Origin of the sequence: Nocardia sp. SSK8 (assembly GCF_037034205.1) — a bacterium.
Lineage (GTDB): Bacteria > Actinomycetota > Actinomycetes > Mycobacteriales > Mycobacteriaceae > Nocardia.
The window spans coordinates 85,523-97,270 of record NZ_JBAGKD010000016.1 but is presented as its reverse complement, the minus strand read 5'-3'; the positions used below and the strand labels follow the sequence as shown (position 1 = coordinate 97,270).

9 protein-coding genes are annotated in these 11,748 nt (G+C 70.4%); 3 read left to right on the top strand and 6 right to left on the bottom strand.

All coding sequences use genetic code 11. From position 1 onward, the window contains the following. Positions 1-23: 23 nt before the first annotated feature. Genes WA675_RS24855 through WA675_RS24830 form a run of 6 tightly spaced genes read right to left on the bottom strand, consistent with a single transcriptional unit; the run spans position 24 to position 7,015 of the window. Complete coding sequence (locus WA675_RS24855; protein ID WP_336087602.1) at positions 24-1,211, bottom strand: lipid-transfer protein; 1,188 nt, start codon at positions 1,209-1,211, stop codon at positions 24-26. Next, complete coding sequence (locus tag WA675_RS24850) at positions 1,208-1,630, bottom strand: MaoC family dehydratase (RefSeq protein WP_336087600.1); 423 nt, start codon at positions 1,628-1,630, stop codon at positions 1,208-1,210. The genes WA675_RS24855 and WA675_RS24850 overlap by 4 nt, the downstream gene beginning before the upstream one ends. Positions 1,631-1,682: 52 nt before the next feature. Then, positions 1,683-2,642 (bottom strand): bifunctional MaoC family dehydratase N-terminal/OB-fold nucleic acid binding domain-containing protein, encoded by a 960-nt coding sequence (locus tag WA675_RS24845; RefSeq protein ID WP_336087599.1) that lies wholly within the window; start codon positions 2,640-2,642, stop codon positions 1,683-1,685. Between the two features lie 14 nt (positions 2,643-2,656). After that, positions 2,657-3,820: an acyl-CoA dehydrogenase family protein gene (locus WA675_RS24840; protein WP_336087597.1), complete on the bottom strand. Its 1,164-nt coding sequence runs from the start codon at positions 3,818-3,820 to the stop codon at positions 2,657-2,659. Next, complete coding sequence (locus WA675_RS24835) at positions 3,805-4,884, bottom strand: acyl-CoA dehydrogenase family protein (RefSeq protein WP_336087595.1); 1,080 nt, start codon at positions 4,882-4,884, stop codon at positions 3,805-3,807. Before WA675_RS24835 ends, WA675_RS24840 begins: the two co-directional genes overlap by 16 nt. Before the next feature lie 4 nt (positions 4,885-4,888). Then, positions 4,889-7,015, bottom strand: coding sequence for an acyl-CoA dehydrogenase (locus WA675_RS24830; RefSeq protein WP_336087594.1), 2,127 nt, complete (start codon positions 7,013-7,015; stop codon positions 4,889-4,891). A gap of 156 nt (positions 7,016-7,171) precedes the next feature. On the opposite strand from WA675_RS24830, the gene kstR reads away from it, so the two are divergent. The 3 genes from kstR to WA675_RS24815 all read left to right on the top strand — a co-directional run bounded on the left by kstR (position 7,172) and on the right by WA675_RS24815 (position 11,743). Next, positions 7,172-7,786: a cholesterol catabolism transcriptional regulator KstR gene (kstR, locus tag WA675_RS24825; protein ID WP_278260470.1), complete on the top strand. Its 615-nt coding sequence runs from the start codon at positions 7,172-7,174 to the stop codon at positions 7,784-7,786. A 330-nt stretch (positions 7,787-8,116) separates the two neighbouring features. Continuing rightward, positions 8,117-10,687 (top strand): trehalose-phosphatase, encoded by a 2,571-nt coding sequence (otsB, locus tag WA675_RS24820; RefSeq protein ID WP_336087592.1) that lies wholly within the window; start codon positions 8,117-8,119, stop codon positions 10,685-10,687. 192 nt (positions 10,688-10,879) lie between these two features. After that, complete coding sequence (locus WA675_RS24815) at positions 10,880-11,743, top strand: metal ABC transporter solute-binding protein, Zn/Mn family (protein ID WP_336087591.1); 864 nt, start codon at positions 10,880-10,882, stop codon at positions 11,741-11,743. Positions 11,744-11,748 lie beyond the last annotated feature (5 nt).

The window sequence follows — 11,748 nt, the reverse complement described above, 5'->3', positions numbered from 1 at the left end:
GTCGGACGCCCGACAACCCGCACCTAGGCGGTGAGCACCAGGCCGGAGGTGGGGACGCCGGTGCCCGCGGTGACGAGGATGCGTTCGAGCGCGTCCACCTGGTTGACCGAGGTGCCCCGGATCTGCCGCACGGCCTCGGCGATGCCGTTCATCCCGTGGATGTATGCCTCGCCGAGCTGGCCGCCGTGGGTGTTGAGCGGCAGCCGCCCGCCGACCTCGATGGCACCGTCGGCGATGAAGTCCTTGGCCTCTCCCCGCCCACAGAAACCCAGCTCCTCGAGCTGCATGAGCACGAACGGGGTGAAGTGGTCGTAGAGGATGGCCGCCTGCATGTCGGCGGCGCGCAGGCCGCTCTGGGCCCACAGCTGGTCACCGACCAGACCCATCTCCGGCAGGCCGGTCATGGCGTCGCGGTAGTAGCTGGTCATCACGTACTGGTCGGCGCCGCTGCCCTGCGCGGCGGCGGCGATGATCGCCGGACGCTGCGGCAGGTCCTTGGCCCGTTCGGCGCTGGTGACCACGATGGCCACGCCGCCGTCGGACTCCTGGCAGCAGTCCAGCAGGTGCAGCGGTTCGGCGATCCAGCGCGATTGCTGGTGCTGTTCCAGGGTGATCGGCTTGCCGTAGAAGAAGGCGTTCGGGTTCACCGCGGCGTGCTTGCGGTCGGCCACCGCCACGGTGCCGAAATCGGCGCTGGTCGCCCCGGTGACGTGCATGTACCGGCGCGCGACCATCGCCACCTGCGCGGCCGGGGTGCCAAGCCCCTGCGGATAGGCCCAGCCCGCGTCGATCCCCGAGGACGTGGGCGCGGCGGCCAGCGCGGGCGAGAACTGCCCGAACCGGGCGCCGGAGCGCTCGTTGAACGCGCGGTAGGCCACCACCACATCGGCCACCCCGGTGGCCACCGCCATGGCCGCCTGCTGCACGGTGGCGCAGGCCGCGCCGCCGCCGTAGCCGATGTGGCTGAAGAACTTCAGGCTCGGGATGCCGACGGCCCTGGCCACGGCGGCCTGGGTGTTGGTGTCCATGGTGAAGGTGGTCAGGCCGTCGACATCGGCGGGGGCGAGCCCCGCGTCGGCGAGCGCGGCGCTGACCGCCTCGGCGGCCAGGCGCAGCTCACTGCGGCCGGAGTCCTTGGAGAAATCGGTGGCGCCGATGCCGACGATCGCGGCGCGGCCGGACAGACCCGGCGCGGCGTGCGCGGTGCTCATTTCGCCTCCAGTTCGGGAACGTCGATGACGGCGGTGGCGGTGATGTGCTCGCCGAGACTGTCGCGGCCACGCACGTCGAGGGTGACCCGCACGCCGTCGATCGCGGTGACCGAGCCCGAAAGCGTCAGGGTGTCACCGGAATACAGCGGCACACCCAGCCGCAGCGCGATCGACTTCACCAACGCGGTCGGTCCCGCCCAGTCGGTGACGAAGCGCTGCACCAGGCCGGTGTCGGTGAGGATATTGACGAAGATGTCGCTGGACCCGCGCTCGACCGCCTTGTCGCGGTCGTGGTGCACGTCCTGGAAGTCCCTGGTGGCCAGGGCGGTGCTGATCACGAAGGTGGGATCGGCGTGGATCACCAGCTCCGGCAGCGTGGTTCCCACCGCTAGGGCGGTGAGATCGACGGTGGAGGTCATCGTGGCGTCCTTTCCGGACAGCAGTGGCAGGCGGGTAGCGGGGCGTCCGCGCTCATCCGGCCGCCCGCCAGTACGGCAGCACCGTGCCGTCGGGCAGCCGTTCGAAGGCCGCCCGCACGGGTGCCCCGATGCTCACTTCGGCGGGGTCGATCCCGCGCAGCTCGCCGAGCATGCGCACGCCCTCGTCGAGTTCGACCAGCGCGACCACGAACGGCAGCTCGCGCCCCGGAACCTTGGGCGCGTGGTGCACCACGAAGCTGAACACCGTGCCGGTGCCCGCGGCGACGACGTAATCGGTGGGTTCGGCCTTGTCCTGCCAGAGTGCGGGCACCGGGGGGTGCTGGAGCGTGCCGTCCGGCCTGCGCTGGATACGCAGTTCGCCGAGTTCGGTACCGGCCCAGAAGAATTCGGTATCACGCGAGATCACCGGGCCGACCCGGCCCGCCGGGGCGGTCTCGATGGCACCCGCATCCGCGGTCGTCGGCGCGGCCGTACCGGGCGCGAATTTCAGGATGCGGAACAGCATCTCCGTGACCACCTCGTCACCGACCGACCAGGTGGTGGTGAAGGTGAGGAACCAGCCGTCGCCGAGCCCGGTCCGCTTGGGGCCCTTGAACTCCGAGAGCCTGCTGGAGACGGTCACCTCCTCGCCGGGGCGCAGGTAGCGGTGGTAGGTCTGCTCACAGTTGGTGCCGACCACCGAGGTGAAACCGGCGTCGTCGAGCAGCTGAGTGGCCAGACCCAGCGGGTCGTCGGCGGTGCGCACGCCGTGCAGGCCGTTCATCGTCCACACCTGCGCCATGGCGGGCGGGGCGACGATGCCGGGGTGCCCGGCGGCCTTGGCGGCGGCCTCGTCGACGTAGATCGGGTTGGTGTCGCCGATCGCCTCGACCCAGTTGTTGATCATCGGCTGGTTCACCGGATCGCGGCCCGCGCGCGGCGCGGATTCGCCCGCCGCCGCGAGTTTCGCCAGCGCTTCGGGGAGGTCTTCGGGGGCGATGCTGTCCGGCATGCGCGGCTCCTTGCTCATCGGGGAACGCGCGGCAGTTCCAGGCCAGCCGAGGCCACCAGTTCGCGCATGATCTCGTTCACGCCGCCGCCGAAGGTGACGACGAGGTTCTGCTTGGTGCGCCGGTCCAGCCAGCCCAGCAGTTCGGCGGTGCCCGGCTCGGCCGGATCGCCATAGCGGCCCACGATCTCCTCGACGATCCGGCCCGCCTCCTGCAGCGATTCGGTGGAGAAGATCTTGGTGGCCGAGGCGTCGGCGATCACGGTGTTCTGCGCGGCGGCCGGGTCGGCGGCGGCGACCTGCCAGTTCAGCAATTCGTTGAGCCGCACCATGGTTCGCACCCGGCCCAGTGCGCGCTGCACCTCGGGCTCACCGAGCAGATCGTGCTCGGCCGACCAGTCCTTCAACCGGTCGTAGAGCTGCTCGATCTTGCCCGACGGGCCCAGGCTCACCCGCTCGTGATTGAGCTGGGTGGTGATCAGCCGCCAGCCGCGGTTCTCCTCGCCGACCAGCATGTCCGCTGGGACCCGCACATCGTCGAAGTAGGTGGCGTTGGTGTGGTGGGCGCCGTCGCAGGTGATGATCGGGGTCCAGGAGTAGCCCGGGTCCTTGGTGTCGACGATGAGGATCGTGATACCGCGATGGCGCGATTCGACCGTGCCGGTGCGGCAGGCCAGCCAGACATAGTCGGCCTCGTGCGCGCCGGTGGTGAAGATCTTCTGCCCGTTGACGATCCAGTCGCCGTCGCCGTCGCGCACCGCGGTGGTGCGCAGCGCGGCCAGGTCCGTGCCCGCCTCGGGCTCGGAGTAGCCGATGGCGAAATGGATGTCACCGGCGAGGATTCCGGGCAGGAACTTCCGCTTCTGTTCCTCGGTGCCGTACTTCTGCAGCGTCGGGCCGACGGTCAGCAGGGTGACCAGCGGCAGCGGCACATCCGCGCGCACCGCCTCGTTGAAGAAGATCTGCTGTTCCATCGGGCCGAAACCCTGGCCGCCGAATTCCTTCGGCCAGCCCACACCGAGCCAGCCGTCGCGGCCCATCCGGCGCACCACCTCGCGGTAGGCATCGCCGTGCCGGTTGATCGCCATCTCGGCATGTTCGGCCGGGGTGACGAGATCGGCGAAATAGGAACGCAATTCTTCGCGCAACCGCCGCTGTTCGGCGGTCAGATCGATGAACATCTTGCTCCCAGAAGGTCGAGGCGCAGGCCCGCGCCGCCGAGCAGACGGGCGAGGTCTTTGGCCTGTGAGTAGTACCGGTGCATCGGGTGGGTGATGTCCACGCCGAGACCGCCGTGCAGGTGGTGACATTGCTGCATGGCGCGCGGGACCTCCGCGGCCGCCCAGTAGGCGAGCACATCGAGGTCCTCGTCGATGCGCTGCTGGGCCTCCGGCGACGAATCATCCTGTGCCAGTGCCCAGCACGCCGATTCCGCGGCCACGTGCAGGGTGCGCGAGACCACGTAGAGATCGGCGATCTGCTGGGCCACCGCCTGGAACTCGGCCAGCGGCCTGCCGAACTGCTCGCGGGTGCGCACGTGCTCGGCGGTGAGCGTGAGCGCGCCCTTGAGCAGGCCGTCGGCCACCGCGCCGATGCTCGCCAGGGCGTGGCGGTGCAGGGTGGGCAGGGCGTCGGGCAGCAGCTGGTCGGCCGGGATCTCGACCTCGTCGAGGACCAGCGTGGCCTCCGGGATACCGGCGGACCCGGCCACCGGGATGATCTCGAGCCCCGGCGCGACCGAATTCACCAGGGCCACACCGAGATCGGTGGGTACCAGGATCCAGCGTGCCTGTTCGGCGTAGATCACGCCGACCTTGCGGCCGGTGATCCGCACCGTCTCGCCGGTGCGCACCGCCTTGGTGGTGGGCGCGGTGGTGAACGGCACGCCCGCCTCGCTGAGCGCGGCGGTGAGCACCGTGCCCTTGCCGACCTCGGCGAGCACGCGCTCGGCCACCTCGCCGGACAGCTGCGAGACCAGCGGCAGCACCCCGAACCCGAAGGTCGGCAGCGCGGGCACCGCCACTGCGTCGGTGGCCAGCTCCATGAGCAGCGCCGACACCTCCAGCAGGCCCATGCCGTCGCCGCCGAACCGCTCGGGCACGGGGACCGCGAGCAGGCCGGAGTCGATCAGGCTGGGCCACAATTCCATATCGCGCGCCTGCTCGCGTTCGAGCAGGCTCACGACCACCTCGGCTACTGCGTCGGCGCTTTCGTCGCGGGTGAAGTCCACGGCGTCCTCCCTCATCGAGCTAACTGTCCGCATCGCGCGGCAGGCCGAGAATCCGTTCGGCGGCCACGGTCAGCAGAATCTGCTCGGTACCGCCCGCGATCGAGAGACAGCGTGTGAGCAAGAATTCTTTCAGAGCGTCACTGTCCAGGGAACCTTCCTCACCGGAAAGTTCGAGCGCGTACTCGGCCAGATCCTGCCGATGCCGGACCCCGACGAGCTTGCGGACGCTGGCTTGCGCGCCCGCGTCGACACCGGCCATCGCCGCCACCGCGATCCGCTGCTCCAGCAACGAACCGGCGATCGACGAGGTGATCAGGGCACCGAAACGGTCCTCACGCAGTTCTGTTCCCCAACCGCCGACCGGGAAACGGTCAAGCAGCGCCTCCAGCGCGCCGCCGATCCCGCCGCCGCCCATGGCGACCCGCTCGGCCGACAGCGTGGTGCGCGCGATCTTCCAGCCGTTGTTCAGATCCCCGACCAGGCACTCGTCGGGCACGAACACGTCGTCGAGGAAGACCTCGCTGAACCGGTCCTCGCCGGTGATCTGCACCAGCGGGCGCACCTGCACCCCGGCCGCGCGCATATCGACAAGGAAGTAGCTGATCCCGCGATGCTTGGCGGCGCTCGGGTCGGTGCGGGCCAGGCAGATGCCCCAGTTGGCCAGCGAGCCCAGCGAGGTCCACACCTTCTGACCGCGCAGCTTCCAGCCGCCTTCGACCCGCTCCGCGGTGGTCCGCAGGGCGGCGAGATCGGAACCGGCGCCGGGTTCGCTGAACAGCTGACACCAGGTGACCTCGCCGTGCAGGGTCGGCCAGACGAAGCGTTCGATCTGCTCGGGGCTGCCGAAGCGCAGCAGGGTGGGCACGGCCCAGCCCGCGACCGCCAGGTCCGGGGTCGCCAGCTCGGCGCGGCGCAGCTGCTCGGCGATCTGCAGGCAGGCCATCGGGTCGGCGCCGCGGCCGTAGGGGGCGGGCCAGTGCGGCATCACCATGCCCGCCTCGACCAGCGCGCGCGGCTGCTCGGCCGGGTCCAGCGCGGCGATGGCGGCGATCTCGGCGGCCAGCGCGGAGTCACCGGTGTCGGCGCCGAGCACCCGCTCGGCGCCGGTGGTGCGGCGCTGACCGGCGCGGGTGAGCTCGGTGACGCGGGCGCGCCAGCGCGCCGAGCCGCCCAGCAGCTGACGCAGGGCGCTGGCCCGGCGCAGGTAGAAGTGCGCGTCGTGCTCCCAGGTGAAGCCGATGCCGCCGAGCACCTGGATGGCGTCCTTGGCGGTGTCGACGGCGGCGTCCAGGGCGGCCGCGGCGGCGACCGCGGCGGCGATCGGCAGCTCGGCGCCGCCCTCGTCGACCGCGGCGGCGGCGTCGGCGGCCACGGCGCGGATCAGCTCGGTGCGGCACAGCATCCAGGCGCAGATGTGCTTGATCGCCTGGAAGCTGCCGATCGGCTTGCCGAATTGCTCACGGACACGGGCGTATTCGACCGCGGTGCGCAGGCACCAGCCCGCGATCCCGGCCAGCTCGGCCACCGCGAGGGTGACGAACAGGTCGGTGACATCGGCCGCGGGCGCGAAGCCGTGCGCGGCCGGGACGGCCACCTCGGTGGCGGTGACCCGGGCCAGCGGCACGCTGTGGTCGCCGTGCGCCAGCGGCGTGACGGTCACCGCGTCGGGGGCGATGAGCAGCCAGCGGGTGCCGTCGACGGTGTTGGCGGGCACCAGGATCTGGGTCTCGGTGTCGGCGCCGTAGACGAAGTCCCAGGTGCCGGTGACGGTCCAGCCCTCGTCGTCGGTGCCGGACGCCTTGGCGGCCTGCTCGTCGGCGGGCACCGCGACCGCGCACGGGGCGCCATCGGCGACGGCGCCGCCGGTGATCAGCCCGGCCAGCGCGGTGGCCAGCACCGGGCCGCCGACCAGGTCGGCGGCGGTCTGCTCCAGCATCACGGCCAGGTCGGCGACCGTGCCGCCGAGACCGCCATTGTCCTCGTCGAGCGCGACCGCGAACAGCCCGAACTCGGTCAGCGCGGGCCAGTAGCCGCGCCAGGCGCCCGCCCCGCCGGCCCGCATTGTTGCAATCGGCGGATGCGAACTCGCCCAGCCCCGCAGCGACTCCGCGGCGGCTTTTTGCTCGTCAGTGGTGGCGATGGTCACAAGAAAATCCGCCCTTCCGGCGTGGTTCCCACTCCTAGAACATGTTCTAATATCTGAGCCGGGTATAAGTCAAGAGACCTACACTCGGCGATGTTCCAGGCGCACAGCGGCGTGCGGCACCACGACGAGAATGCACTCAGCGAAAGGGTTTCCACGATGGACAGTCCCGCCCCCACGCCCACCGTGACGACACTGTCCGAGGACGAGCTGAGTTCCAACGCACAGCGCGAACGCCGCAAGCGCATCCTCGACGCCACCCTCGCGCTGGCCTCCAAGGGCGGCTACGACGCCGTCCAGATGCGCGCGGTGGCCGAGCGCGCCGACGTGGCCGTCGGCACCCTGTACCGCTACTTCCCGTCGAAGGTCCACCTCCTCGTTTCCGCCCTGGCCAGGGAGTTCGAGCAGTTCGAGGGCAAGCGCAGGCCCCTACCCGGGGACGGTCCGTCCGAGCGCATGCACGGTCTGCTCACCCAGATCACCCGGATGATGCAGCGCGACCCGCTGCTCACCGAGGCCATGACCCGCGCGTTCATGTTCGCCGACGCCTCCGCCGCCGCCGAGGTGGACCGGGTCGGCAAGGTGATGGACCGGGTCTTCGCCCGCGCGATGAGCGACGGCGAGCCCGACGACCGCCAGCTCGCCATCGCCCGCGTGATCTCGGATGTGTGGCTGTCGAACCTGGTGGCCTGGCTCACCCGGCGGGCCTCGGCGACCGATGTCACAGAACGGCTCGAGCTCACCGTCGACCTGTTGCTGGGCGATCGCGGATAACCCCACAATCCGGCAAAACACGCGACGAGATCGTGACAAATCGCCCACCCCTGTTGACAGGGGTGGGCGTCGCCGTTTCCAGTAGGAAGATGCATAGCCGACCCCGCATATGCAAAACAGCGCATCTACCGGGTAGCCGAGCCTCCCCCACCGCCCGGCGCCCGCGCTGAGCTCGCCGGAGCAGGCCCGCGATCCGCGCGGACTACCCGGGATTTGCGGTGCGATCGCGAGCGCGCGCGCACAACCCGCCGCGCCGCCCGTGCGCCAGAATTGACCCAGTATTGTTTTCGGCGCCCCCTGATCAACTCCCCCGATCATTAGGTTGGATGCGTGAGCGCACAGGATCTGCCCTTGGATGTCCGCCGTGCACTGGCGTCGGTCGCACGCGTGCCACGGCTGCTGGTTGCTTCGGACTACGACGGGACCATCGCCCCGATCGTGTCCGACCCGGCGAAGGCCTTCCCCCATCGGGAATCGGTGAGCGCGCTACGCGCGCTGGCGGGGCTGGCCAATACCACCGCGGCCGTGATCTCCGGCCGGGCGCTACGCGATCTGGCGGCGTTGTCGCGCCTGCCCGTCGAGGTGCAGCTGATCGGTAGTCACGGCTCGGAGTTCGACGTGGGCTTCGTGCACGCCATCGACAACGACGCCCGGCAGCTGCTGGCCGAGATCCAGTCCGCCTTCGCCAAGATCGCCGCCGAGAACCCCGGCGTGACCGTGGAGACCAAGCCCGCCAGCGCCGCCCTGCACGTGCGCAATGCCAGCCCCGAGATCGGCAGGCGCGCACTGACTTCGGTTCGCCAGGGCCCCGCCTGCTGGGTGGGCGTGCAGGTCACCGAGGGCAAGGCGGTGATCGAACTCGCCGTGGTGCCGACCGACAAGGGCACCGCGCTGGACACCATCCGGCATCAGGAAAGCGCCTCGGCGGCAGTGTTCTTCGGCGACGACGTCACCGACGAGAAGGCCTTCCGGGTACTGTCCGGTCCGGATGTGGGCATCAAGGTGGGCGAGGGCGAGAGCCTGGCCAAGCTGCGGGTGGACTCCACCGAGGACGTGGCGCGCGCGCTGGCCTTCCTCGTCGAGGAGCGCCGCACCTGGCTGGCCGGGGCCAGCGCCCCGCGCATCGAGCGGCTGACCATGCTGGCCAGCCCGCGCTCGGTCGCGCTGCTGACCCCCGACGCCACCGTCACCTGGTTCTGTCACCCCGAGCCGGATTCGGCGGCGGTGTTCGCCCATCTGCTCGGTGGCGCGGCGGCCGGGCATTTCACCGTGGCGCCCGAGCGCGCGGGGCTGCCGCTCTCGCAGCGCTACGTCGACGGCACCATGACCGTCGAAACCCGCTGGGCCAGTTTGCAGGTGGTGGACTACCTGCCCCACGACGTGGCCCCCGACCGCACCGATCTGACCCGCGTCATCACCGGTGACGCCAAGGCCGTGGTGACCTTCGCGCCGCGCCCGGAGTTCGGCCAGGTCTCGGTGCGCATCGAGGCGGTGCCGGGCGGGCTGCGAGTGAGCGGCACCAACGATCCGATGGTGTTGCGCTCCAACGGGGTTCAGTGGGAGATCGTCTCCGACGGCGTCTCCGAGACCGCGCGCGCGGTGGTCGATCCCGCGCAGGCGCCGGTGGTGCTCGAATTGCGCTGCGGTACCGCCGATCTGGCGCCCTCGATGACGCCGGAACCGCAGCGTCGTCAGCTCGCCGAGCAGTACTGGTCGCAGTGGGCGGCGGGATTGCAGCTGCCACCGCTCAAGCCGGATCTGATGAAGCGCTCGGCGCTGACGCTGCGCGGACTCGTGCACCGGCCGTCCGGGTCCATCCTGGCCGCCGCCACCACCTCGCTGCCCGAGGACATCGGCGGCGTGCGCAACTGGGACTACCGCTACTGCTGGCTGCGCGACGCGTCGCTGACCGCGCAGGCCCTGGTCACCCTGGGCTCGCTCACCGAGGCCGAGGAATTCCTCGACTGGGTGCACAAGGTGCTGGCCACCCTGCCCGGACCCGAGCGCCTGCACCCGCTGTACACGATCTATGGCGAGACACTGCCGCCGGAAGCCGTCATCGATCTGCTGCCCGGGTACGCGGGATCACGGCCGGTGCGCGTCGGCAACGCGGCCAATATGCAGGTGCAGCTCGATGTGTTCGGACCGATCGTCGACCTGATCACCGCCATGGCACACGAGCGGGAGCGCCAGGGCGCGACCGACCCGGCCAAGGCGCTGCCCGATGCCGACTGGGAGCTGGTGCACGCCATGGTCTCGGCGGTGCAGCGGCGCTGGACCGAGCCCGACCACGGCATCTGGGAGATCCGCGGCAACCCGCGCCACCACGTGTACTCCAAGGTGATGGGCTGGCTGACCATCGACCGCGCGCTCACCCTGGCCGAGCGCTTCGACCGCCGCCCCGATCCGGAGTGGGCGGAGCTGCGCGAGGTCATCGCCGAGGAGGTGAAGGCCAAGGGCTGGAACGAGCAGGTGCAGTCCTACACCGCCGCCTACGACGGCACCGACCTCGACGCCGCCACCCTGCACATCGGCCTGAGCGGCCTGATCGACCCGGCCGACCCGCGCTTCGCGGCCACCGTGGTGGCCACCGAGGCCGAACTGCGCAGCGGCGCCACGGTGTACCGCTACCACCACGACGACGGCCTGCCCGGCGGCGAGGGCGGGTTCCACCTGTGCGCCGCCTGGCTGGTGGAGGCCTACCTGCTGATCGGCAGGCGCTCGGACGCCGAGGCCCTGTTCGCCCAGCTCGTGGCGGCCGCGGGCCCGACCGGCCTGCTCAGCGAGGAGTACGACCCCGTCCAGGAACGCTCCCTGGGCAACCACCCCCAGGCCTACAGCCACCTCGGCCTGCTGCGCTGCGCCCAGCTGCTCAGCCAGCCCGCCGACGTGCTCGTATAACCGGCGGCAGGCTGTGCCACGTGGTGTCACCGCGTGGCACAGCCTGCAAGGCCCGAACTGTCGTGTCGTACCTGGCACTCGTTGCTGCTAAAGTAAAACGGTAACGATTTCCATTATGATCTAGGGCACAATTCCCCCGTGCTCTGATATGAGCACGGCCAGGAGTACCGCGTGAAGAGTCGATTCGCCCGCATGAGTGCCGGTCTCACGGCGGGAGTCGTGGCCGCGGTCGTGCTCACCGCGTGCGGCTCCGGTGCCGAGGACGACGGCACCGTCTCGATCGTGGCCTCCACCAATGTGTGGGGTTCCATCGCGAGCGCCGTCGCCGGGCCCGAGGTCGAGGTCACCTCGATCATCAGCGATCCCGCCGCCGACCCGCACTCGTTCGAGACCTCGGCCACCGACACCGCCAAGATCAGCGACGCGGATCTGGTCGTGTTCAACGGCGGGCACTACGACGAGTTCATCGAGAAGGCCATCGCCGGCAGGGACAAGCGCACCGTCGAGGCCTTCGCCGAGCGCCCGGACAAGAACGACGACAACGAGCACGTCTGGTACGACGTGTCCACCGTCGCCGCCGTCGCCGACCGGATCGCCAGCCAGCTCGGCGAGATCGACGCCACCAACGCCGCCGGGTACACCGAGCGCGCCACCACCTTCAAGAACCAGCTGATCGGCGTCAGCACCATCACCGGCACCATCGCCACCCAGCACCCGAACGCGCCGGTCGCGCAGTCCGAGCCGCTCGCGCACTACCTGCTGCTGGCCGCGACCGCGCAGGACAAGACCCCGCACGAGTTCCAGGAAGCGATCGAGCAGGAGACCGACCCGGCGCCCGCCGCCGTGGCCGCTACCCGCGATCTGATCAGCGGCAAGCAGGTCAAGGCGCTGATCTACAACGTGCAGACCCAGGACAAGATCACCCAGGACCTGCGCGCGACCGCCCAGGCCGCGGGCATCCCGGTGGTCGAGGTGACCGAGACCCTGCCCGAGGGCGTCGACTACGTCCAGTGGCAGACCGCCAACGCCAAGGCTCTCGCCGCGGCCCTGCGCTGAGGAGT